At 62.1% G+C, this 23776-nt stretch carries 22 protein-coding genes and 3 pseudogenes; 8 read left to right on the top strand and 17 right to left on the bottom strand.

Annotated features, from left to right (window positions below; all coding sequences use genetic code 11):
• The 8 genes and pseudogenes from CP49_RS46205 to CP49_RS22050 all read right to left on the bottom strand — a co-directional run.
• A pseudogene (locus CP49_RS46205) lies at window positions 1-339 on the bottom strand (DUF2147 domain-containing protein); the annotation flags it as partial.
• Between the two features lie 196 nt (window positions 340-535).
• The gene (locus CP49_RS22080) at window positions 536-961 is read right to left on the bottom strand and encodes a hypothetical protein (RefSeq protein WP_057852300.1); all 426 of its coding nucleotides are present in this window, start codon (window positions 959-961) and stop codon (window positions 536-538) included.
• A gap of 117 nt (window positions 962-1078) precedes the next feature.
• Window positions 1079-2503: an amidase gene (locus CP49_RS22075; RefSeq protein WP_057852299.1), complete on the bottom strand. Its 1425-nt coding sequence runs from the start codon at window positions 2501-2503 to the stop codon at window positions 1079-1081.
• Between the two features lie 65 nt (window positions 2504-2568).
• Entirely contained in the window at window positions 2569-3558 is a 990-nt protein-coding gene (locus tag CP49_RS22070) for a hydroxyacid dehydrogenase (RefSeq protein WP_057852298.1), read from the bottom strand.
• Between the two features lie 30 nt (window positions 3559-3588).
• Complete coding sequence (locus CP49_RS22065) at window positions 3589-4689, bottom strand: ABC transporter ATP-binding protein (RefSeq protein ID WP_057852297.1); 1101 nt, start codon at window positions 4687-4689, stop codon at window positions 3589-3591.
• Between the two features lie 4 nt (window positions 4690-4693).
• Window positions 4694-5605: a carbohydrate ABC transporter permease gene (locus tag CP49_RS22060; RefSeq protein ID WP_057852296.1), complete on the bottom strand. Its 912-nt coding sequence runs from the start codon at window positions 5603-5605 to the stop codon at window positions 4694-4696.
• Window positions 5605-6537: a carbohydrate ABC transporter permease gene (locus tag CP49_RS22055; RefSeq protein ID WP_057852295.1), complete on the bottom strand. Its 933-nt coding sequence runs from the start codon at window positions 6535-6537 to the stop codon at window positions 5605-5607. The genes CP49_RS22060 and CP49_RS22055 overlap by 1 nt, the downstream gene beginning before the upstream one ends.
• Window positions 6538-6637: 100 nt before the next feature.
• Complete coding sequence (locus CP49_RS22050; protein WP_057852294.1) at window positions 6638-7978, bottom strand: ABC transporter substrate-binding protein; 1341 nt, start codon at window positions 7976-7978, stop codon at window positions 6638-6640.
• A gap of 424 nt (window positions 7979-8402) precedes the next feature.
• Between CP49_RS22050 and CP49_RS22045 the strand changes: the two genes are divergently transcribed.
• The gene (locus CP49_RS22045) at window positions 8403-9179 is read left to right on the top strand and encodes a Spy/CpxP family protein refolding chaperone (protein ID WP_057852293.1); all 777 of its coding nucleotides are present in this window, start codon (window positions 8403-8405) and stop codon (window positions 9177-9179) included.
• A gap of 298 nt (window positions 9180-9477) precedes the next feature.
• Here CP49_RS22045 and CP49_RS22040 read toward each other — a convergent pair whose 3' ends face one another.
• The gene (locus tag CP49_RS22040; RefSeq protein ID WP_063791740.1) at window positions 9478-9873 is read right to left on the bottom strand and encodes a VOC family protein; all 396 of its coding nucleotides are present in this window, start codon (window positions 9871-9873) and stop codon (window positions 9478-9480) included.
• Between the two features lie 111 nt (window positions 9874-9984).
• On the bottom strand, window positions 9985-11187 hold the full coding sequence (locus CP49_RS22035; RefSeq protein WP_057852292.1) for an acyl-CoA dehydrogenase family protein: 1203 nt from the start codon (window positions 11185-11187) through the stop codon (window positions 9985-9987).
• 300 nt (window positions 11188-11487) lie between these two features.
• Here CP49_RS22035 and CP49_RS22030 point away from each other — a divergent pair, with 300 nt between their 5' ends.
• Window positions 11488-11766 (top strand): PilZ domain-containing protein, encoded by a 279-nt coding sequence (locus CP49_RS22030; RefSeq protein WP_057852291.1) that lies wholly within the window; start codon window positions 11488-11490, stop codon window positions 11764-11766.
• 17 nt (window positions 11767-11783) lie between these two features.
• On the opposite strand, the gene CP49_RS22025 is transcribed toward CP49_RS22030, so the two are convergent.
• From CP49_RS22025 to CP49_RS22010, 5 genes and pseudogenes are all read right to left on the bottom strand, one after another.
• Complete coding sequence (locus tag CP49_RS22025) at window positions 11784-12752, bottom strand: Bug family tripartite tricarboxylate transporter substrate binding protein (RefSeq protein WP_063791739.1); 969 nt, start codon at window positions 12750-12752, stop codon at window positions 11784-11786.
• A gap of 85 nt (window positions 12753-12837) precedes the next feature.
• Window positions 12838-13473, bottom strand: a complete 636-nt coding sequence (locus CP49_RS22020) for a DsbA family protein (RefSeq protein ID WP_082646157.1) — start codon at window positions 13471-13473, stop codon at window positions 12838-12840.
• 356 nt (window positions 13474-13829) lie between these two features.
• The gene (locus CP49_RS22015) at window positions 13830-14087 is read right to left on the bottom strand and encodes a hypothetical protein (RefSeq protein ID WP_057852289.1); all 258 of its coding nucleotides are present in this window, start codon (window positions 14085-14087) and stop codon (window positions 13830-13832) included.
• Window positions 14088-14124: 37 nt separating this feature from the next.
• A complete protein-coding gene (locus CP49_RS49335) occupies window positions 14125-14283 on the bottom strand; it encodes a helix-turn-helix domain-containing protein (RefSeq protein ID WP_420807631.1) in 159 nt (52 codons plus the stop codon).
• A 191-nt stretch (window positions 14284-14474) separates the two neighbouring features.
• Window positions 14475-14879 (bottom strand): annotated as a pseudogene (locus tag CP49_RS22010) (CBS domain-containing protein); the annotation flags it as partial.
• Window positions 14880-15047: 168 nt separating this feature from the next.
• On the opposite strand from CP49_RS22010, the gene CP49_RS22005 reads away from it, so the two are divergent.
• The 6 genes from CP49_RS22005 (at window position 15048) to CP49_RS21980 (ending at window position 22831) form a co-directional block, all read left to right on the top strand.
• Complete coding sequence (locus CP49_RS22005) at window positions 15048-16031, top strand: zinc-dependent alcohol dehydrogenase family protein (protein ID WP_057852287.1); 984 nt, start codon at window positions 15048-15050, stop codon at window positions 16029-16031.
• Complete coding sequence (locus CP49_RS22000) at window positions 16028-17599, top strand: bifunctional aminoglycoside phosphotransferase/ATP-binding protein (protein ID WP_057852286.1); 1572 nt, start codon at window positions 16028-16030, stop codon at window positions 17597-17599. Before CP49_RS22005 ends, CP49_RS22000 begins: the two co-directional genes overlap by 4 nt.
• Before the next feature lie 2 nt (window positions 17600-17601).
• Window positions 17602-18504 carry a CHAD domain-containing protein gene (locus CP49_RS21995; RefSeq protein ID WP_057852285.1) on the top strand — a complete coding sequence of 301 codons (903 nt, stop codon included), beginning with the start codon at window positions 17602-17604 and terminating at the stop codon, window positions 18502-18504.
• Between the two features lie 142 nt (window positions 18505-18646).
• The gene (locus CP49_RS21990) at window positions 18647-19480 is read left to right on the top strand and encodes a universal stress protein (RefSeq protein WP_057852302.1); all 834 of its coding nucleotides are present in this window, start codon (window positions 18647-18649) and stop codon (window positions 19478-19480) included.
• Window positions 19481-19641: 161 nt separating this feature from the next.
• The gene (locus CP49_RS21985; RefSeq protein WP_057852301.1) at window positions 19642-20010 is read left to right on the top strand and encodes a hypothetical protein; all 369 of its coding nucleotides are present in this window, start codon (window positions 19642-19644) and stop codon (window positions 20008-20010) included.
• A 127-nt stretch (window positions 20011-20137) separates the two neighbouring features.
• Window positions 20138-22831 (top strand): bifunctional acetate--CoA ligase family protein/GNAT family N-acetyltransferase, encoded by a 2694-nt coding sequence (locus CP49_RS21980; RefSeq protein WP_057852284.1) that lies wholly within the window; start codon window positions 20138-20140, stop codon window positions 22829-22831.
• A 52-nt stretch (window positions 22832-22883) separates the two neighbouring features.
• Here the strand turns inward: CP49_RS21980 and CP49_RS47605 are convergent.
• Window positions 22884-22976: pseudogene (locus CP49_RS47605) on the bottom strand (universal stress protein); the annotation flags it as partial.
• A gap of 113 nt (window positions 22977-23089) precedes the next feature.
• The gene (locus CP49_RS21970) at window positions 23090-23278 is read right to left on the bottom strand and encodes a hypothetical protein (protein ID WP_057852282.1); all 189 of its coding nucleotides are present in this window, start codon (window positions 23276-23278) and stop codon (window positions 23090-23092) included.
• Between the last annotated feature and the right edge of the window lie 498 nt (window positions 23279-23776).

Below are 23776 nucleotides of genomic sequence, written 5' to 3'. Positions count from 1 at the left end.
AGCGACGGGAGCGGCCGGAGCAGGGGCGGCAGGCGCTGGCGCCGTCGCCGCAGGAGCGGCGGCCTGCTCAGCCGGTGCTGGCGCGGCCGGGGTTGTAGCTTCGGGGGCGGTCTTCGTCTGCTGCGGCGCCTTTTTGCCCGGACGATCCAGATCGCTTTCCTCGCCACGCGGGCGCTTGGCCTTCTTGCCGGTATTATCGTAGACGCCGGGAATCGAAACGGTGCCGCGATCGGGATCAATCGTAATGGTGCGGCCACCGTACTCGAAAGTGTACTGGGCCTGCGCGGCGGTGACGCTGCTCGCGAGCAAGAGCACAGCGATAGCGAGACACTTCTTCATTATGCGACCTCCTGAGCAGGGAATCCGAATTATTCCCTAGTACGCAGCGACTGCTTCACCAAACGTGATCCAGATCACTTTCAAACTATTAAGTCGTGTACTAGCGGCTTAGGTTCAAATTCGACTTGGGCAGTCCAATTTGGGCAGTCCAACTTGGGCAGTCTAAATTGAGATAGCGCTGAGAACCGCCCTGGGGTTACGCCTCTCCGCTGTCCTTGCCAACCAGATTGGCGGCGGCGCCGCGGCCGGTCATCTCGCTCTTCAATTGCTCGAAACGCCGGCGTGCGTCGCTTTCGCGATCGTCCACCATCTGAATCGCGGCTTCCCTCGACATCGGGCCGGAAACGATCGGAGTGGAATTCTCTCCGATGGTCTCGTCGACATAGTAGTCGCCATTCTCGAGCCGGATCGTCCACTTGAAGCGGATTGAAGCCATCGGGCCGGGACCGAATTTGGAGTAGCCGTGCGCCTCGATGGGCGGCGCAACTGCCGGGATGGGCGGAGGGGTAACCGGCCTTTGCTCGGCGAGCGCAGGTTTTTCGGCTTCGCGACGGCTTTCCGGCGGGTCAAGAATGCTGGCGATGGTCGCCAGGGCATTGTCGGTCGGGTCGCCTTGCGTCACGATTCAGCCTCCGGATCGCGCCCGTTTGCGGAATCGGTATCCGTTGCCGCTCAGGGCTCTTTCCTTGCTTCCGAATAAAGCCAGGCTTTGTCAATCCGTGGCTTTTTTGGGGCCCGGCTAGGCACACATCGGAGGTATTCTGTTCTTCCAGGGCCGCACCTGCTCGAGCTGTCCGGCCAGCCGGAACAGCGTAGCCTCATCGGCGAACCGGGCCGAGAACATTATGCCGAGCGGCAATCCGGCCTTGTTCCATGCCAACGGCACCGACATCGCCGGCTGCCCGGACATGTTGAACATGGAGGTCCCCGGCATATAGCGGCGCAGGATCGGGGCTATATGCGACAGGTCGTTCGACATGGTGTTGAGCTCGCCGATGCGCAGCGGCGGCGCGCACAACGTCGGGCACAGGAAGACATCGCAGCTCTCGAAGAAAGTCGCCAGCGCGCGCGAAATCTGGAAGGCCGCGAGCTGGGCGGCGACATAGTCGGTCGATGTGGTCTTCCTCGCGTTGTGAGACTGCGCCAGCGTCAATATCTCGAGATCATTGTCCGTCATCTCTCGACCGAGCCTCTGCTCGATCAGCCGCACTGTCAGCGCGGTGTTGCCGCCGACGATGGTGGTCATGACCGCGGCCGGATCAGCGGCAAGCACCGGCGCCCGTTCCTCGACGTGATGGCCAAGCCCGGCGAGGAGGCCCGCAATCTCACGCACGGCCGCCGCGATTTCCGGATCGATGGCGTCGCCATACGGCGATTTGTCGGTGAAGGCGATGCGGAGCCGGCCGGGATCGCGGCTGACTTCCTGCGAAAACGGCCGCTCCGGCGGCGGCGCCACGTAAGGGCTCGATGGCTCCGGGCCGTGGATCGCGTCCATCATCACCGCGCTATCGCGTACGCTGATGCTCACGACATGGCCGCAGGAGAAACCGCCCCAGCCTTCGCCGCGATCAGGGCCGAGCGGATTGCGCGCGCGGGTCGGCTTCAAGCCGAACACGCCGGAGGCGGACGCGGGGATTCGGATCGAGCCGCCGCCATCGCTGGCATGCGCGACGGGGAGGATGCGGGCGGCAACGGCGGCCGCCGCGCCGCCCGATGACCCGCCGGAAGAATGCTCGAGATTCCAGGGATTGCGGGTCGGCCCATGCAGGCGCGACTCCGTCGTCGGCATCAGGCCGAACTCGGGACTGGAGCTCTTGCCGAAGATCGCAACACCAGTATCGAGGAAGCGTTGAGCCAGCGTGCCGCTGTGGTCGGCCACAAAATCCTTCAGGATCGTGGCGCCTGACGTCGTGCGCGTGCCCTCCAGGAGGTCGAGATCCTTCAGCAGGAACGGTACGCCGGTAAAGGGGCCGTCGGGCAGGCCGCGCTCGACCTGGCGTTCGGCATAGTCGTAATGCTTGACGACGACCGCGTTGATCTGCGGATCGACCTTCGCTGTACGGGCGACGGCCTCGTCGAGCAATTCCTTGGCCGAGACCTGTTTCTTCCGAACCAGTTCGGCAAGGCCGACTGCGTCGTAACTGCCGTATTCCTTGAAGGCCATGCACACACCTCGCTTGGCGGCCGGCCCGTGGACCGGCCGCATCCAGGGTCATTCATGCGGACGATTCAGCCGAGCACGTCCTGATTGATCACGTTCTGGCGCACGGGATCGCCATCCAGAACGCTCAGAATGTTGCGGGCGGTCTGCTCGCTCATCCGGTCCACGGCTTCCACCGTGACACCAGCGACATGCGGCGCCATGATGACGTTCGGCAGGGTGAGCAATGCTTGACCGGCAGGCGGGGGCTCCTGCGCGAAAACGTCGAGGCCCGCGCCGGCAATCTGGCCGGACACCAACGCGGCGTGCAGGGCGGCCTCGTCGACGATTCCACCGCGCGCAGTGTTGATCAGATAGGCGGTCGGCTTCATCCGCTTCAGCCTGTCGGCGTTGAACATGCCGACCGTCTCCGGATTCTTCGGGCAATGAATGCTGACGAAGTCGGCGCGCGGCAGCGCGGCGTTGAGGTCGGCGATCGGATCGCAACCGGCGGCCTTGATGTCCGCGGCAGGCTTGTAAGGGTCGAAAACCAGAACGTTCATTTCCATCGCGAGGCACCGCTTCGCGGTGCGCGTGCCGATACGGCCGAAGCCGACGATCAGAACCGTTTTGCCGAAGAGGTCATAGGGCAGCATTCCCAACCGGTCGGCCCATTTGTCGTCCCTGACAAGCGAATGCATTTCGGTCGCGCGTTTGGCGAGCGTCAGCATCATGAACAGCGCGTGCTCTGCAACGGAGGGCGAATTGGCGGTGCCTGCCACCATCAGCGGGACCTTGCGGCGGCTGAGCGCGGGAACGTCAACGGCGTCGAACCCGACGCCGATCCGCGTCACCACCAGCATGTCTTTCGAGGCTTCGAGCTCGGGCTCGCCGAAACGCGTGCCGCCGAGGGCGACGCCGTGGACCGGAGCATGCTCTTTCAGCTTGATATTGAAATCTTCCTGAGAAATCATGTTGGGGAATTCGACGAGTTCGATGTCGTCTCGCGCGTGAAGCAGCGCTCTTCCCGGTTGCGACATCGATTCAGTGATGAAGATTTTCTTCTTGTTGGTAGCCATTCCCTGCCCTTAGGTCTCGCTGCTGCGCCGTCAAAGGACGACGCCGGTCACCTCGTTTAGCAGGTGCATGTTATTGAGGTCCACAGCCAATCGGAGCGGAGCGCCATCGTGCGCATCGGCGTTGGGATTGACCCGCCCGCAGACCTGCGAGCCTTCCATCGTAAAGTAAATCAGCGTTTCCATTCCCATCGGCTCGGTGACATCGAGCACCGTGTCGAATGTCTCGACGCCCGGCTGGGGATGCGGCTTGGCCTCGGTGACATGCTCTGGCCGCAGCCCGAGCAGCAATTTTTCGGTGCGCGGAATGTTCTGGTAGCGGACTGCGCGCGCCAGCGGTAGCGGGAAGGCGAGGCGATCGGTCAACCGAACGTGCAGCTTGCCGGCGATATCCTCCAGCCGGCAGGGGATGAAATTCATCGCCGGCGAGCCGATAAAGCTGGCGACGAATTTCGTCGCCGGCTTGTGATAGAGCTCGTTCGGCGTGCCGATCTGCTCGATCCGGCCATGGTTCATCACCACGACGCGGTCGGCCAGCGTCATCGCCTCTACCTGGTCGTGAGTCACGTAGACGGTCGTGGTGCGGACTTTTTGGTGCACCTTCTTGATCTCGATCCGCATCTGCACGCGCAGCTTGGCATCGAGATTGGACAGCGGCTCGTCGAACAGAAACACCTTCGGATTACGCACGATGGCGCGGCCCATGGCGACGCGCTGACGCTGGCCGCCGGACAACTGCTTCGGCTTGCGGTCGACCAGTTCGACGATGTCGAGCATGCGCGCGGCCTCGTCGATGCGGCTCTTGATCTCGGCCTTCGGGTAGCGCTTCAGCCGCAATCCGAACGACATGTTCTCCGCAACTGTCATGTGCGGGTAGAGCGCGTAGTTCTGAAACACCATCGCGATATCGCGATCCTTCGGCGGCACGTCGTTGACGACATCGCCGCCGATCATGATGTCGCCGTCGGAGATATCTTCCAGGCCGGCGATCATCCGCAGCGTGGTCGACTTGCCGCAGCCCGACGGTCCCACCAGCACGACAAACTCATGGTCGGCGATGTCGAGATCGATGCCGCGCACCGCCTCAACCTCGTCATAGCGCTTAACAACCTTACGCAACGTCACGTCAGCCATGAGATCAACCCTTCGTCGCACCGGCGGTCAGGCCGGCAATGTAATAGTCCATCAGGAACGCGTAGATGATGAGCGGCGGTGCGGCGCCGAGCAGGGCGCCGGTCATGATCTGTCCCCAGTTGAACACGTCGCCCTTGATCAACGTAGTGATGATCCCAACCGGCATGACGAGTTGGTCGGTCGACGTCGTGAACACGAGGGGATAGAGGAACTGCGCCCATGACACCGTGAAGGCGAAGATGGTCGCGGCAATAATGCCGGGAAAGGCAACCGGAATGAAGATGCGGGTGAGGGTCTGAATCCACGACGCGCCATCGATGATGGCGGCCTCATCGAGTTCTTTCGGGATCGAAGCGAAGTAGCCGATCATGATCCAGGTGCAGAACGGGACCGTCAGCGTCGGATAGAGAATAAGCAGCACGTACCATTTGTTGATGAGCTGGATGCCGGTCCAATCGCCAATGACGGCAAACATCTTGAAGAGCGGGATGAAGAGCAGTGTCTCGGGAATGAGATAGGTCAGGAAGACGCCGGTGGCGAGAACCGCAGAACCCCAGAACCGCATCCGTGCCAGTGCGAATGCAGCCGGCACGGAGATCAGCATGGTGATGGTAACGACAAAGATCGAGACGATTGCCGAGTTCCAGAAAAAGCGCAGAAACTGGTTCGAGGTCAGCAGGCCGACATAGTTCTCGAGCGTTGGGTGGAACACCCACCACGGATTGGTCGCGGCCGAAATCTCCGCGCTGCTCTTCAACGACGTGATGAGCATGTAGATCGGCGGCGTCAGCGAGAAAATGGCGAAGATCACCAGGAAGAAATACGACCAGCGCAGCGCCCAGGTCCTGTCGCGGCTCATGCTGCCGTATTTGACCTTGCGGGTCGGCGCAGCCTTGTCGATTGTTACCGTTGCCATTAGGATTCATTCCCGCGTTTGTTGACGTCGCGCAGGATGAAGATCGCCGCGACCGCCAGGATCGGCACCATGAAGAGAGATACGCTGGCGCCCAGCGGTATGTCGCTGCCCTCGATTCCGATGCGGAACGCCCACGTCGCGAAGATATGGGTGTGATCGAGCGGGCCGCCCGCTGTCAGGATGCGCACGATGTCAAAATTGGCGAACGTCACGATCAGCGAGAACAGCGTCGTAATCGCGATGATGTTTCGCATCATCGGCAGCGTGACGTACCAGATGCGCTGCCACCAATTGGCGCCGTCGATGGCGGCGGCCTCGTAAAGCTGTTCCGGCACTGATTTCAGCGCCGCCAGATACATGATCATGAAGAACGGTGCGCCGACCCAGATGTTGACGAGAATGACCGAGAAGCGCGCCCACATGGCATCGCCGGTCCATGGGATCGGCCCGATGCCGAAGAACGAGAGCGTGTAGTTGAACGCACTGTAGGAGGGGTCAAATAGCCACAGCCACGCCAGTGTGCTCATCGCCGGGGGGATTACCCACGGTACCAGCAGCATGCCGCGCCATTTGCGCTGGCCCTTGGCCGGTATGTTGTGAACGAAATGCGCAATGATAAAGCCCAGCACCGCCTTGAAGATGACGGCTGTGATCGCGAAGATGCAGGATTGCTTCACGACGAGCCAGAACGTCTCGCGCCTAAACAGGAATTCGAAATTGCTGAGCCCGACGAAGCGCTGCATCGACTTGTTCAGCGTCGCCAGATGCAGCGCGTAGAATGCCGGATAGATCACAAGGGTCGCGATCAGGAGGATGAGCGGCAGCGTCATCAGGAACGCCACAGTCGATTTGCGCTTGAGCATTCTGTGCAGGCTGCCGCGTTTGCGCGCGGCTTGCGCGGCCCGGTTCGACTGCAATGCGACGTCAGCCATGGTGTATTTTCATCCCTGTAACGTTTCGCCGGGCCCGCGATTGAAGGAGGATAGGGAATGACGGCCCGCGATCAGGCGGGCCGCCATGGTATCTCGCCCGTCAGCTCCGCATGAAGCCTTCGCACTCGCCTTCAGCCCAGGCGAGCACCTTTTCCATCGCTTCGCCCTGGTGATAACGCAGGCACATCTTGGTCAGGGTCGCCTGCGTATAGATCTGCTGTGCGATCTTTGGCGGGGCGGGCGCCGCGGCGATCGAAAGAGTCTGGTGGTTGTGCGGGTTCGGATAGTGGTAGAGCGTGCCCTTCGGCGGCCCTTCCTCCTGCCAGACCTTCAGGGTAGTGAGCTTTTCGTAGCAGGGCAGGTCGTAGCCACCGCTCGCCACGCACATCTTCTCGATCGCATCCGGTTGCGAAAGCGCCCTGAGTACGCTCTTGGCCGCCTCCTTGTTCTTCGAGAACGACCAGGTGCCCCAGAAGTAGGAGAGGTAGGGCGCGTAGCGGCCCTTCGGCCCAGCCGGGAAGCCGTGGCTCCAGCACTGCTCGGCGACCTGCGGCGCGTCGCGCTTGGCGACAGCCCAGGCACTCGGCGGGTTCATGATCAAGGCGCCCCTGCCGGAGACCAGCCATTTGTTGTTGGACGAGTCGTCCCAGGCTCCGGCGTCCGGCGGCAGGAAGGCGATCAGCTTCTTGTAGTATTCCAGCGCCTGGCGCACCGCGTCGGTCTTGACGGTGACGTTACCCTTCTCATCGACGAGGGCTGCACCGAACGACTGGAAGATTGCGCCGGCCGTATCGACGTTGTCGCTCGTCTCGCCGAGTCCGATGCCGAACGCAACGCCGCCTTTCTGGCAGGCCTCTGCGGCCTTGAGGAACGTGTCCAAGGTCCAGCTATCAGCCTTCGGCGGGGCACCGGCGGGATACAATGCTTGCACATCTATTCCGGCATGCTGCTTCATCAGGTCGATGCGGGAGCAAGGACCCTTGATCTGGCTGCCGACGCTCGCGGGCACCGCGAGCCATTTGCCTTTGGACTGGCCAAGATATTTCACAGTGCCGTTGGGTTCGCCGTTCTGCTTGATGAGGCCGTCCATGACGTCGTTCATGGGTTCCAGCAGCTCGGCCTGCGCATGCGGCCACCAGGTGGGCATCGCCAGGATGTCGTGACCCGACTTGGCCTGCGCTTCGGCGGCGATCGTCAGCAGGTTCTTGTTGCCTTGGCTCGGGATGTAGTCGATCTGAACCTCGACCTTTTCCTTCTCGGCCCAGGCGTTGACGATATCGGTGGAGGCCTTGTTGGCGCCGGGAACCCAGTGGTCCCAGAAGCCGATCGAGAGCTTACCGGCAGCGTAGGCGCCGCGCACATAGGGCGCGGTGATGAGCGCCGCAGAAGACAGCGCAGTAGCAGCAACGAATTGTCGGCGAGAAAGCTTCTTGCGTGACATGGTGTTTCCTCTTTGCTTGCTTCTTGTTGTCGCCTTGTTGGTCCTCTTTTTTATTATTGGCATTCACGCGATCGCGCCGATTTGGGATGGCGTGTCCCGCGGAGATTTGGTTGCGCAATCAGAACAGAATAAAACGCGTCTGTCGAGAAATGACACGTACGAAATTCTAGAACTAACGTTGCGTGCAAATTTTCAGCGGTCGGAATATTGCAATGCCTCTCGCGCGGCATATTGCGTTGCACACGGCATTATGAGCGCAGAGAGAGTTTTAAAAATTGCGGTCGTGCCACGGAGTTCCGGTCCACGGGTTTGTAGTTCGACGCCAGCGATAACGGTTGGCACCGCGGCTAGACTTGCTCGTCGCGAAAACGATAAGATTCGGATTCGAGGACATTAGTCCTGGGTAACGACCACGGAGACCAATATGACTTGCCTGACATCCAAACTGCGCACGCGGTGGAAAGCGTGCGCGGCCATGGGGTTGGCCGCCATCATGCTTCTTAACGCGCCACGGCTTGCGGATGCGCAGGTGGTTCAGGGTGTCGAGAAGGGCGCCCGCGAGGGTAACAGAGCGGCGGGCCCGGTCGGCGGCGTGCTTGGCGGCGCCATTGGCGGCGTCGTGGGCGTCGTGACCGGAGTTACCGGTGTGCTGACCGGGGGCAATAACAAGGGCGGACAGGCGCCGGCGGCAAAGGATTCCAAACAAGGCGAGGCTTCGAAACAAGGCGAGGCTTCCAAGCAAGGCGACACGTCGAAGCCGGCGAAGGGAAGCAAGGCTACGAAGACCGCCAAGCAGCAACAACAGCAGCAGCCGGCCGTCCTCACCCAGCCTGGCGCGCCGCAACTGACGGCCGAGCAGATCGTCGCCAACAGCGACGCCAATATCGAGCGGATCAAGAAGGAGTTAAACCTCACGCCCGAACAGGAGAAGCATTGGGCCGGGTTCAACAGTGCGATGCACTATCTCGGGCATAACGGCGCCGATCGCCTCAATCTGCGTATTGCGCGCGCCAAGCGCGATCCGCCCGACGACATCATCGAGCAGATGCGCAATGAGGCCCAGTTCCTCAACGATCGCGCCGTCGATCAGCGCAACGTGGCCGATGCGGCCGAGCCTCTCTTTGCTACGCTGAACGACAAGCAAAAGGCGGTCTTCATTCAGGAAATGGTCAATCTGAGCCACGAGCGTGGGCTGGACTAGCGGGCTCCGCCGGACGAATAGCCGGGTACGCATGCCCTGGGGTAGGTTGAAAGGCGCGGGCACCCGGCTACTCTGCCGCAGCGGCGCGGCTCCCCCAATCTCATTGCAATGATGAAGAAACCCTGACGGACTCGCGCCTTGATCGTGGCTGACTTGCGGCGTTGTCGGGAACTTCAGTATTTGACGGGCAGTGTTGCACCCCAACATCAGGTGGCGCGTTGACGCCCAACACTTGAAAACGATTTCGGCGGCACGAATGCCGCCGAATTGAGCGCAGACCCGCGGCGGGAGCGGAACGTCAGGTTTTCGGGAAGTTCAGTTCGACGCCGTCGGGATCGTAGAGAAAGAATTGCGTATCGCCGCTGCGCGGCACGATGCTCTCGCGGAATTTGACGCCTTTCGACTGCAGGCGCTTGCGCATGCCCTCGACATCGGTCGCCGCAAAGGCGATGTGGTCAAGCCGCCCGGTATCTTCATACTTCTTTTCGATGCCGCGCACCACAATACCTTCGCGATGCTTTCGCGTGCCCATCAGGTGCACCGTGGCGGTGCCGCCGGAATAGAGCCAGTAGCCGGGGAAATCGAGCGGCGGCCGGTCGCCGTTCTCCAGCCCGAGCACATCGCAATAGAAATCCTTGGTGCGCTCGAGGTCAGCGGGTTCGATGGTGTAGTGCTGCAATCCGCCAAGTCCCATGGTCGTTCTCCCCATAGCGTTTTCGAGCGAAGTGGATACCGGTTCGCATGAAGAAAACGCGTCAAAATAAGAATCTAGAGCTTCGGTTCTGGTTCGATCAGAACCGAAGCTCTAGACAAAGCTGAGGTCGGTATCGACGCCCATCATCCAGGCGCCGACGGTTTCAAAATGCCTGAGCTGGCCTTGCAACTGCTGCGTCACGGTATGGATGTCGCGGAAACGGCGCTCCAGTGGATGGTCCTCGAAGATCGCAGTGGCGCCTGCGGCGTTGTAAGCAAAGTCGACCGCCTCGCGCGCCTTGTGAATGGCATGGGTGGAGGCCATGCGGATGTTCATGCGCTGCGCCACCGTGATGGTCGCGCCCCCGGCCAGATCTTTCCAGGTGTCGGCCATCGACTGCAACACGTAGCCGCGCGCGGCGCGTAGATTGACTTCCGCCTGGGCGAGGTTGCACTGGACCACGGCATTGTCTCGCAACGACACCCTCGCGCCACGCGGCACCTTGCTGCGCATCGTCTCGACGAAGTTGTCGAGGGCGGTGCGGGCGATCCCGCAGGCGACGCCTGCAAAACCCACCTGGTAGCAGGTGTGATTGCTCATGCGGTAGAGCGGGCCGCTTTCGCGGCATTCCCGGTCGAACTCTCGGGTAATGGAATAGTCTGCGCGCACGAAGAAGTCATTGAGCGCGAACTGGTCGCTCGCGGTGCCGCGCAAGCCGACGGTGTTCCAGATGTCGGTCCACTCGACGTCCTCGGAGCGCACCAGCATCGTGCGCTCGAGCGGGGCGCCATTGGCGTCGTATTTGGGCGAACCGTCAGCCGTATAGATCGGGCAGTGCGCCCCAAGCCAGGTCGCATGCCGGCCGCCGGATGCAAAGGACCACGCGCCGGTCACCCTGTAGCCGCCTTCGCATTCGACCGCGCGAACCTTGGGACCGGGCCCCCACGCCAGCACCGCGCGCGGATCGCCGAAGATCGCCTGCGCTACCGGCAGGTCGAGATAGGCCGCCGACATCGCGCAACCGCCGGCCTGGCTGAGGCACCAGGCGGTGGAAGCATCAGCCTTGGCAATGGTTTCGATGACGTGGAAAAAAGTGACCGGATCGGTTTCGATCCCATTGGTCGAGCGCGGCAACAACAGACGGAACAGTTGCGCGTCGTGCAGCTTGTCGAGCAACGCCGGGGGCAGCCGGCGGGTGGCTTCGATGTCGTCGGAAGCTATCGCGACATCAGGGCGTATGGCCTCGGCCCGGGCGATCACTGCCTGGTCGCCCGCGAGATCGGCAGAGCTTGCGATCGGTGTATTCAAGACCATGACTGCCGGTTCATTGCGTCCGCGTGCCAGTTATTGGTGGAAAGGCTATCGTGCCATCGCCGCGATCGGCAAGTCCTTGGCGACGCGGAGCACGTCTGCGCATGAGCGGTTGAGATATCGTGCCGCTCTGCACAATGGAGTCCAAGACAATCGCATGGGCCGCGTCAATCGATGTTGCGCGTCGGGCAGCCGCGCCTATTCCGGCTTCGCGGCGAACGCTGCGGTGCACACGCCGATTTATTTAGGGTTTTGCGCTAGCCTCGCGGTTTGGCGGGATCGATCCGCGACGGGACGGACGGGATGGAAGAGAAGCGAAAATATCCGCGAACGGAGATCGACGAGCCCGCCTATGTCTCGTCGGGCGGTTCCGTCATGCCCTGCGTGGTGCGGAATATTTCGCGCGAGGGAGCGGCGATCGATGTCGACAATCCGGCGTTCGTCCCGCAGCACTTTCATCTGGTAATGGCGAGGGACCCCTCGATCGTGCATGAGTGCCGGGTCACCTGGATCCAGAAGAACCGTATCGGCCTGACCTTCATGAAGATCGCGGATGCGGTCGCGGGGCCGTCGCCATCGTAGCTGGGGGCCTGCGCACGTTATTCGATCCGCAACTTTGCGTCGCGCACCACCTTGCCCCACTTGTCCATCTCAAGCTTGATGCGTGCGCCGAACTGATCCGGTGTATTGGCGACCGGCTTGAAGCCGAGCACCGTGAGGCGCTGCTTTACGTCCGGCTGGGCGACGATTTTGGCGATCTCACGATAAAGCAGATCGACGATCTCTTTCGGCGTCCCCGCAGGCGCGACGATACCCGTGAGCGTGTCGGCGTCCTGATCCTTCACACCCTGTTCGGCGAAGGTCGGGACGTCGGGCATCCCGGCGGCACGTTCGGCTGAAGCCACGCCGAGCGCGCGTAGTTGTCCGCTCTGCACTGCCGACAGGGCAGGCGGCAGCGCGGTGAAGGCGATCGGCGTGTGCCCGCCGACCGTTGCCTGGATCGCCGGCCCAGCACCTGTGAAAGGCACGTGCACCAGGTCGAGTTTGAAGGCCAACCGGAAAAGCTCGCCGCCCAGATGCGGCGTCGAACCGATCCCGGGACCGGCAAAGCCGTACTTGCCGGGGTTGTCCCGAATGAGCTGCACCAGTTCGGGGAGTGTCTTGGCGGGCACTTGCGGGTTGACCACCACGACATTCGGAGAGACCGCGACCAGCGTCACGGGCGCGAAATCCTTGACCGGATCATACGGCACCTTGGCGTAGAGGCTAGGATTCACGACAAAACCGGTGCTGATGACCATGATGGTGTGGCCGTCCGGCGTCACGCGGGCGACCTGGCCGGCCGCGGTGTTGCCGCCGGCGCCGCCGATGTTCTCGACGAAGAACTGCTGGCCGAGATTGTCTGTAAGCTTCTGCGCCACGATGCGGGCAATGGCATCGGTCGGTCCGCCGGCGGGAAAGCCGACCACGACACGCACCGGCTTGTTTGGATAGCTTTGCGCCAATGACGCCACGACGCCGAACAGCAGCCACGCCGCTGCCAATACTACGCGTAAAGCCGCGGCCATGGCGCTCTCCCCAATATGTTTGTTGGGGCCATCATCGACGAGGCGGCAGCGCCCGGCAAGGGGCTATTGCGACGGCCTGCGGCCGCTACTTCTTGAGCAACGGCTCGATCCGTTCTTCCAGCTCTTCGAACGACATCGAGCCCTGCAGCCGTACACCGTTGAGAAAGAAAGTCGGCGTCGACATGACCTTCAGTTCCCGATGGGCGTATTGCTGATCGGCGTTCAGCTTGTCGAACTGCGCCTGGTCTTCCTCGCAGGTCTTGACGTCCTGCTCGCTCATGCCGTGCTGCTTCCCGACATAGATCAGCGTATCCTTGGTTTGCGCCATCAGGCGGTCCTGCAGCTTGAATAGCATCTCGACTGCGCCGAGGTATTTTTCGGAATCACCGTTGCCGATGCAGCGCGCCAGTATCGAAGCCGCCGCGGCCTTGATGTCGAGCGGAAATTCCCGGAACACGAAACGTACCTTGCCGGTATCGATATATTTCGACCGCAACATCGGGAACACATTCTGGCCGAAGGCTGCGCAATGCGGGCAACTCATCGAAGAGTATTCGGTGATGGTGATTGGTGCGGTCGCAGACCCGATTGCGATGTCCGGCAGCGATACCGGTTTGCCGACTGCTGCAGCAATCGCGCTTTGTGCGAGGGCAGCGCCGGGCACGGCAGGTGATGCAAAAGCAAGGAAGGTGGCGAAGGCAACGCGGCGACGAACGTTCAACGGTTACTCCGAAACGGATTGGCGAGAGGCTAGCCATTCTATTGGTTTCGCGAACCAAAAGCCACCTGACCTGACTGCGATCGGAGTTGACCGCGAATTGTTGGCGATCCAATCACAGGCACCGGCAGGAAGCGCCAGGCACGCTCTGCAAACCGAGCAAGAGAACGTCATGACCCAGCACACGGCGCTGTTGAGCGAAACGCAGACTGCGGATGCCATGTTGCGGGCAAGGGCGCGGCTGGTGGTTCCAGGCGGCATGTGGGGCCATCTGAACGCCGCGCGGCTCCCGGAAACGAGCGCAGCGGAACAGCCGGCTGCGCAGGCTCCGGGCTTCAATTCAGGTCGCGGTCAGTTCATCACGCGACGCGGTTCCATGCATGCTTGCCGGGGGCAGGCGTATAGCACGCCGGATGTTCGAACGCGTCATGGCCCGCCAGGTGCATGACCTCGACGCAATTAGCGTTGAGGCGTTCGTTGTCGACCAACCGCTCCGCCAACACCAGCGCCTGGGATGGGCCGACCGATTGCACTTCGATCTGGCGTTGCAGGCACTTGAAGCTGTGGCCGTCGGAGTTACAGAGATCTTTGTAGAAGGAGACGCGATAATTATTCATCTTGCACTCCCTTCCTTCCGGCAACCTGTCGGGCAGCTTATACTCTCAGACGTCCATGTCCGCCAGCCGCCGGCGGGTTGCGCAGCACGATTTGACGGGCGCTCGAGAACGCCAGAATGCCCTGGTCGCTAAGCTGTGAAAGCGCCCGCGAGACGGTTTCCAGCGTCAGGCCCGGCGTCGAGGCCGAACACGTCACCGGGCAGATAGAACGTGCCGATCTGGCGCGGTACGTCGTTAAGCAACTTGTAGGTGCGAACCGTGCCGCGGATTACCTGATAGACATATTGCGGAAGCAAACCGCACCAGTTCGGAGAGGTTACCGGCCTGTATCTTGGTCATCACGTTCGCCCGATAGACCTCCATCGCGCGCGAAGACATCATGCGCGCTGACCGAGAGCACGCGCGGATAGAGCATTCCCGCGTCATCACCGGCAGACGCTTGATGTCGTTAGTCTCCATCACATTGACGATCTCTTCCAGTGTCGCGTCTTCGGTGACGGTGATCGGATCGCTGGCCATGACGTCCGAGACTCTGCGGCCGCGCTCACGAACGTAATCGACGGCGGAGTCGCCCAGCAGGACTTTGAGCCAGCGACCGCGCTTGCGCTGCGTGCCGATTTCGTTGCGGCGAATGAAATCACCTTCCGAGACAATGCCGACGAGCTGGCCGGCCGCATCGATGACCGGAAGCCCACTGACGTGATGCCGCAACATGGTATTGGCGGCCTCCAGAATGGTAACATCCGGCGCGATCGTAATAACGGAGCGGGTCATGATCTGATGGGCGCGCATGTGATGATCTCCTGTTCCATGTCATCGAGAATTGGCAGAATGCTATGGCTGGCACAGCGCTGCCGACGTGGCCATGTTAGAGAAACGCCGCTTGGGGGCGATTGACGGAGATCAAACGGTGTTCCGTTCGCACCCGCTGCACCCGCTTGCTTGAGGACGAGAGACGAGATGCATGCCATGGTCCTGACGGCGCCCGGCGCGCCACTGCGGCTTGAGCAGCGGGAGGATCCCGTCCCCGGACCCGGCGCCGTGCGCGTCAAGGTCGGTGCATGCGGGGTTTGCCGGACCGATCTGCATGTCGTCGATGGAGAATTGCCCGGCGTCGCCTATCCCATCGTTCCCGGCCACGAGGTGGTCGGCCGAATCGACGCACTCGGGGCCGACGTCACGTCCTTGAAAGTCGGCGAACGGGTCGGTGTTCCCTGGCTCGGCTATACCTGCGGTGAATGTTCCTATTGCCGAAGCAACCGGGAAAACCTCTGCGACCGTCCGCGCTTCACCGGCTACACGCGCGACGGCGGCTTTGCCACGCATCTGGTGGCGGATGCCCGCTATTGCTTTCCACTTGGCGAGGCCGGCGACGATATCTCGACCGCGCCGTTGCTTTGCGCGGGCCTGATCGGCTGGCGCTCGCTTGTCATGGCGGGCGAGGGAGAGCGCCTCGGTATCTTCGGTTTCGGAGCGGCCGGACACATCATTGCGCAGGTAGCCCGCTGGCAGGGGCGCTCGGTCTATGCCTTCACCCGCAAGGGCGATGTCGAGGCGCAGGCTCTTGCGAAATCGCTCGGCGCGGAATGGGCCGGGTCATCGGAGGATCGGCCTCCGGCGCCGCTCGACGCTGCGATTATTTTCGCGCCGGTGGGCGATCTCGTTCCGCTGGCGTTACGCGCTGTGCGCAAGGGCGGCCGCGTGGTATGCGCGGGCATTCACATGTCGGACATTCCCTCGTTCCCCTACCATATCCTCTGGGAGGAACGGCAACTGCTTTCGGTCGCCAACCTCACGCGTGGCGACGGCGTCGCGTTTTTCAAGGCCGCGGCCCAAGCGGGCATCAGGACGCACACCAGCCTGTTTCCGTTGTGGGAGGCAAATGAAGTCCTCTCGAAGCTGCGCGCCGGGCAAATCACCGGCGCCGCCGTGCTGCAGCCATGACCAAGCAACCGCCCGCCAACACAGCCGTAACCGATGCTGACCCGCAGCAGCGCGTCCTCGACTTCCTCGACCGTTCCAGCTTCGGTCCGGCCAAGGGCGGCAAGCGGATCGACACGCACGCCTCCATAGTGTTTCTCGGAGCCGACCGGGCATTGAAGATCAAGCGTGCCGTGCGCTTGCCGTTCCTCGATTATTCGACACTGGAAAAGCGCAGGCGTGCCTGCGAGGAAGAGCTGAAGGTCAACGCCGGCAACGCCCCCGAGCTCTACCGGCGCGTTGTCGCCATCACGCGCAATTCCGATGGCGCCTTCGAAATCGACAGCTCCGGCCCTCCGGTCGAATGGGCGGTCGAAATGACGCGCTTCGACGAGAAGCAGTCGCTCGATCGTGTCGCGGCGTCGAAGACGGTCGATCCATCCCTTGCGGCGGCCGTGGCCGACGCGATTGTTCGATCCCATGAGAAGGCGCCGCGGGCGGACGGTGAAAGCTGGCTTGCCTCTATTCCACCCATCATCGAACGGAATACCGCAAAGTTTCGCACCGTACGCGGACTTGATTCCGTTGCCATCGATCAACTCGATGCCGCCAGCCGTCGCTCTGCTACAACATTGCAGCCGCTGCTCAGGCAGCGTGCCGAGCGAGGGTTCGTGCGCCGTTGCCACGGCGATCTGCATCTCGCCAATATAGCCTTGCTGGACGGCCGGCCGCTGCTGTTCGATGCCATCGAATTCGATCCGGTCATCGCCACGACGGATGTGCTCTACGACCTCGCGTTTACGCTGATGGATATGATCCACTTCAATCAGGATACGGCGGCAAACGCGGTGTTCAATCGCTACCTTGCGGGGGCAGGGGATGAAGGTCTCGATGGCCTCCGCCTGCTGCCGCTGTTTTTGTCGGCGCGGGCGGCGATCCGGGCGCATGTGCTGTTCATGAAGAGCGAGCATGCCGGAGAGAGCGACGCGGTCTGGCAGGAGGCCAAGCGCTATTTCGATCTGGCAGGACGCCTCATCATGCCCAGGCCACCACTGCTGGTCGCGATCGGCGGGTTGTCGGGGACGGGAAAGTCGGTGCTCGCACGCGACCTCGCGGGTCTGATCGAGCCTCCGCCCGGCGCGGTCATTGTCCGCTCGGATGTCGTTCGCAAGCGCCTCCTCGGCACCAGCGAAACCACGGTTCTACCGGAATCTGCCTATCGGCCCGATACCACGAAACATGTATATGACGTGCTTTCGAGCACCGCGCAGCGCGTCCTCGCCCAGGGCTGTTCGGTCGTGCTCGATGCCGCCTATTTGCAGGAAGGGGAACGGACGGAAATCGCGAGTCTTGCGGCCACGCATGGCGTACGCTTCGCCGGCCTGTTCCTCAAGGCGGATCTCGCGACGCGGCTGGCGCGCATCGGGCAGCGCAAGGGCGATGCTTCTGATGCAACACAGAATGTTGCCCTGAAGCAGGAGACTTTTGCGATCGGCGCGGTAAACTGGCATATGATCGACGCCTCAGGGACACCCGACCAGTCGCTGCGCAACGCCCGTGTTTCCTTGCTTGCGGTGCCGGGCGAACAATAAAGATGAGAAACGGTCAAACGAGAACGTCCGGCCGACATAAGACCTCTGAAGCGACGGCCCTCGATTGTGCGACCGCATTCCAGAAGATGACGCTCGGGTGTGTCGCAGCTATCAAAGCGCATCACAGCAGCGCGTGTGCCGGCGATGCCGAGGCCGTGCATCAGATACGGGTCGCGATCACGCGGTTGCGCGCCGCCGTGGCTTTCTTTGCTCCGATCGTGGTAGATTCGGAATGGCTGCGGCTGAAGAAGGAGATCGCCTGGCTGAATGGCCCGCTCGGCGCCGCGCGCGACAGCGACGTCGTCATGGAGTATTCGCGCCGCAAGCGATACCGCGCTTGGGCTGGACGCATGGTAGGCGAGCAGTTCGATCAGCACCAGATGCGGGATCACCGCCGCCTGGTTCGCTCCCTGCGCTCCGCCCGGACGCAACGCCTGGTCGCAGCAATGGCGCGCTGGATCAGACAAGGACCATGGCTTGAGCGCTACAAGCGGCGCAAGGACGCGGAGACTCTGCAATCCTATTGCGCGCGCGAACTCGACCGCTGGCACGAACGGTTGATCCGCAAGGGTCAGAGCCTGAAGACGTTAGGTGCGTCGCGCCGTCACCGGCTGAGGATCAGGGTCAAACGCTTCCGGTACATGCTGGAAGCGCTGACGGAGACCGTCGCGCTACGGGGCCGGAGCGAATTGCGTCACCTGCACCGGCCGGCAAAACGCCTGCAGCGCGCACTGGGCGACCTCCGCGACCTCAAGCGCTTCGCCGGTCTTGCCAGCGGATCGCTGCAGGCGGAGAATAGCAAACGAGGCAAGAAGCATCCGCCGGCCTATCGCCATCGGAGGGAAAAGCTGCTCGGCGACGCCATCGCGGCTCATCGCGACCTCACGCACGCCGGAGTCCGCTGACGCCGCCACTCGCATAGGCTTTCGCTCGGAAGCGTCCGGGTTTGATGTGCGTCAACCTCGGCCATTCGCCCGTCGGGCATCTTCGCCGGCAGCAACCCGGGACGAGGGTCTTAGGCCCTCGCGAATGTGTGGGAGAATGGCGATGTTCAGGAACATTCTGGTTCATATTCCCTCCGAACGGCCGATCAGGCCGGTGATCGACGTCGCTGTCGCGCTGACCGTTGCGCGCCGGTCGCATCTCGATGCGGTCGCCATCGGCTACGAATCGATGAGTGCCGCCGGGATGATTGTAGAAGGCGGTGGCGCCGCTGCTGCCGCCGTGATGGGGGCCGAACAGGAGCGTGCCCAGGAAAGGGCGAACGCCGCGATCGCCGTGTTCGAGATCGAGGCCAAGCTTGCCAAAATCGCCTACGGCACCAGGACATTCGCAGCGATCCCCGCCGAGGCCGGGCGGACCATCGGGTCGCTTGCCCGGCTCTACGACATGACGATCGTGCTGCAGCCGGAACCCTCGAAAGCCAGCTACGACAACGAGATTCCTCTGCAGATTCTGTTTAATTCCGGCGGGCCGATGCTGGTGGTTCCCTATATCCACAAGGGGCCGCTCGACGCTCAGCATGTCGGTATCGCCTGGGACGGCAGCCGCCTGGCGGCCCGCGCGGTGCGCGATGCGATGCCGTTTCTGATGGGCGCCAAGGCCGTGACCGTGATTGCGGCCAATGAGGAGGCGGGCGAAGCCTCGTCGGACCATCTCGTCGCGCATCTGGGGCGGCGCGGCATTGCGGCCCGGGTGCAGCGACTAAAGGCGGATCGCGGCGACGTTCAGGGCGCCATTCTGTCGGTCGCGGCTGAAAGCAACATGGGCCTCCTGGTAATGGGGGGATACGGCCATTCGCGATTGCAGGAGCGAATTCTGGGCGGTGTCACGCGCAGCATGTTCGACTGCATGACCGTGCCGGTGCTGATGTCGCACTGATATTCGGTAGCAGGGGATGTGACCTTTCGTCCCGGTGAGTTCCTTGTCTTGAACTTTCTCGGCTGTGGCCGGTCGCAATGACGCCAGTTTGCTGCACCTCAATGTTCGGCCCGACGCCGATCAATATCGTTTCGGCGGAAACTCAGAAATCGGAGATTGTCATGTCAGAGCTGTCTGAGCGGGCCGCTTCCCGTTCCTTTCCAGCAGCGGCAAATGCTGAAGCGGAAGCCACCAAACTGAACCAGGGCGCGCTGGAGTTCATGCTTGGCGCGCAGAAGATGATGTTCGAGGAAATGGTGTTTCTCGGCGACGAGATGCTGGAGCGAACACAGACCGAGATGCATCTGTTCACGGAGTTCGTCGCGAAAATGGCGGGCGCGCATTCCGTCAGGGATGTCCAGACGATGTGCCAGGAATGCGGCCAGCATCAGCTCGACTTCTTCCGCCGCGATTCCGAACGGCTGTTCAGGCACGCGGAGCGGATGATCGCGGCCACGTCGAACTTGATCAGTGGCCGCTCTCTGAACTGATTGGCCTCCGTTTCGGACAAGAGGTTGTCATCGGGCCGAGCTCGTGCCGGGTTATCATGTCGCTGGGAACATATTTGGTGGGATTTCGGTTCACAGGGGTCTGCGACCTGCCAGATAGCAAGGCCTGATGTCCACCTATCGCCTGAAGAATCTGCTTTCGCCGCATTCCGTCGCACTGGTCGGAGCCAGCCCGCGCCATGGCTCGGTCGGCCGCGCCATTCTCAACAATATTCGTAAAGCCCAATTCAAAGGCGAGTTCGGCCTCGTCAATCCGCGCTATCATGAGATCGATGGTGTCGCGACCGCTGGCAGCATTGCAAAACTGGCTTTTGCGCCGGAACTCGTCGTCCTCACCGCGCCGGCCCGCACCATAGCGGGCCTGATCGATGAAGCAGGCCGACGCGGGACGGCAGGTGCCGTCATTGTCAGCGCCGGGCTCGGGCACGGTCCAGGTTCGATGGCGGATGCGGCGGAACGGGCCGCGCAAAAATACGGTATGCGGCTGATCGGGCCGAATTGCCTGGGCATTATGATGCCTGGCGTCAGTCTCAATGCGAGCTTTTCCGCGCATATGCCGGCCGCGGGACATCTGGCGCTGATCTCGCAGTCCGGCGCCATTGCTGCGGGTATGGTGGACTGGGCGGCACAGCGGGCCGTCGGTTTTTCCGGCATTGTTTCGATTGGCGACCAGCTCGATGTCGATATCGCCGATCTGCTCGATTACTTCGCGCTGGATGAAAAGACGCACGCCATCCTGCTTTACATCGAGGCGATCAAGGATGCCCGCAAGTTCATGTCGGCAGCGCGCGCTGCCGCCAGGATCAAGCCGGTCGTGGTCGTCAAGTCAGGCCGGATGGCGCAGGGCGCGCGGGCCGCTGCAACCCATACCGGCGCGCTGGCCGGGGCAGACGCCGTCTACGACGCCGCGTTTCAGCGCGCCGGCATCCTGCGCGTATCGGATCTTCGAGAACTGTTCGACTGTGCCGAAACGCTCGGGCGTCTCAAGTCGCCACCTGGAAAGCGGCTCGCGATCCTGACCAATGGTGGCGGCATCGGCGTATTGGCGGTTGACCGGTTGGTCGAACTGGGCGGCATTCCCGCTTCAGTCTCGCCGGCGATCCGTGAGAAGCTGGACGCTGTGTTGCCGCCGACATGGTCGAAATCAAATCCCGTCGATATCGTCGGCGATGCCGATCCCGAGCGCTATGCCGCAGCGCTTGAGGCGTTGCTGGCCGACCCCGAAAACGACGCCGTGCTGGTGATGAACGTGCAGACGGCGATTGCCCGCGCTGACGAGATCGCCGTGGCCGTGACCGGGTTGGTGCAGAAGTATCGTGCCGGACATCGCACGTCGCCGAAGCCCGTTCTCGCGGTCTGGGTTGGCGCGGCGCCGTCGATCGGCGATCTCTTGAGCGGGGCCGGCATTCCGAATTATCCGACCGAAGACGACGCGGTGCGCGGCTTCATGCATCTGGTCCGCCATCGCGAGGTGGTGGAGGCGCTGGCGCAGGTTCCGCCTGCCATGCCGAACGAGTTTGCGCCCGATGCCGACGCAGCGCGGCAGATTGTTGCCGCAGCGCTCGCCGACGGCCGCTCCTGGCTCGATCCGATCGAGATCAAGCGGCTGTTTGATGCCTATGACATCGCCGTCGTGCCGACCTTCGCCGCCGCCGATGCCGAAGAGGCGGTCGCTCATGCGAACGCGCTGTTCGCGCAGGGCTCGACCGTCGTGCTCAAGATCATGTCGCGAGACATCGTGCACAAATCCGATGTCGGCGGCGTCGTGCTCAACCTCACCAACGCCGACGCCGTGCGCAAGGCAACCGCCGAGATTTTCGCGCGGGCCAGATCGCTGCGGCCGGAGGCGCGGATTTCGGGCGTGATGGTGCAGGCCATGGTGGTGCGGGCAAAGGCACGCGAGCTCATTCTCGGCCTCGCCGACGATCCGACATTTGGCACTGTCGTCGTGTTCGGCCGCGGCGGCACGGCGGTCGAGATCATCAACGACAAGGCACTGGCGCTGCCACCGCTCGACCTGCAACTGGCGCGCGGCCTGATCGAGCGCACCCGCGTCTCGCGGCTGCTACGCGCCTATCGCGACGTGCCAGCGGTGAAGCAGGACGCCGTCGCGATGGTTCTGGTCAAGCTGGCGCAGATGGCCGCGGACATTCCCGAAATCCGCGGGCTCGATATCAATCCGTTGCTGGCTGATGAAGCAGGCGTGCTCGCCGTCGATGCGCGCGTCGTGGTCGGCCGCGTGGAGCGGAAGTTTCGCGGTTCAGGCCCTGCGAATTTCGCTGTGCGGCCTTATCCTTCGCAATGGCAGCGTCACATCGAGGTCAAGGACGGCTGGCGCGTATTCGTTCGTCCGATCCGGCCCGAGGACGAGCCGCTGATCCACGAGATGCTCAAACACGTCACGATGCAGGACCTGCGGCTGCGGTTCTTCGCCCCGATGAAGGAATTTTCTCACGAATTCATCGCCCGCCTGACTCAGCTCGATTATGCCCGGGCGATGGCCTTTGTCGCGTTCGACGAGGCGACCAACGATCTGGTCGGCGTGGTCCGGATCCATTCGGACTCGATCTATGAGAGCGGCGAATATGCGATCCTGCTGCGGTCGGACCTCAAGGGCAGGGGGCTCGGCTGGGCCCTGATGCAGATGATTATCGAGTATGCGAAATCGGAAGGGTTGAAAGCCATCTCCGGTGACGTCCTCGCCGACAACACCGTGATGCTGGCAATGTGCCGCAGTCTTGGATTCGAGGTGAAATCGGACCCGCAGGAACACGACATCTGCAACGTCAGGCTGACGCTTTAGCTTGCATGAGCGCCCGCCGCAGCCGCGCACGGTCGGTGGGGGCGGGACGCCGTCAATGCGAAAGCAGGATCGGTAGCGGCGGCTTCGACAGCAGGCTCTTGGTGGCGCCGCCGAGGATAAACTCGCTCCATCGCGCGTGGCCATACTGCTTTCAACACGTCCAAGCGATCACGGTTGCGATCGATCAGTTTGCCGAAAAGGCGCTAGGCAACCGCGATTACTTTCTTAACAAGCCTTACGGCGTCGGCTAGTAGGGCGTCATTCGATCGCCCTGGCATCCAATCGTTCGACTTCGGCCGTTATCACCACTGTCGCGGCTAACAGCACTATCAGAATGATCGCCGCGAATCCGATTAAGCTGAGCGCGATCATTGCTCCGCTCGTGTTCATCGACATCGCGGCAAGTCCAATTACCAGGACGATCGGGGAAAGACTGAAGATACGCATTTCTGGCACTCGAAAACTACTAGGCAATCTTCGAGGGGAACCTGAGCCAAATTCTGTTACGAATGCGACGCTTCCCCGTCGGGAACTGACAAAGAAAGGGGCCTGAACCTCGTCTCGCCCTCAGGGGCCGATCGCGATCATTCAATGCCGCTGCCGCCCAATCGCTCGACTTTAATCAAGATCATCATAGCAGCGGCGAACAACAGTATCAGTGCCAGTGCCAGCGCCGCGCCAATTATGCCGAGCGTGATCATTGGTTCCCCCCCCTGTGCACAGTGGCGTGCATTGCGAAGATCGGCAAGGAGGAAGCTTCTTCAGATTGTGCGTCGGATTGTGCGTAAAAGTCTTGAAAGGCGAAAAATCTAATCTTTTCAGCAGGTTCTGGCGGAAGGGGTGTCCTGTCAACCTTATTGAAATCGCTGATGCTTTTCGGCCGGTCTGACTGCAACCTACGGTCTCGGCCACGGGGAGGAGAGGTCGCTAGCCAACGCCGTAAGG

The organism is Bradyrhizobium valentinum (genome assembly GCF_001440405.1).
In the GTDB taxonomy this organism is placed as follows: domain Bacteria; phylum Pseudomonadota; class Alphaproteobacteria; order Rhizobiales; family Xanthobacteraceae; genus Bradyrhizobium; species Bradyrhizobium valentinum.
Note: the sequence above shows the minus strand (reverse complement) of the source record. Positions and strands in the feature narration are given on the sequence as shown.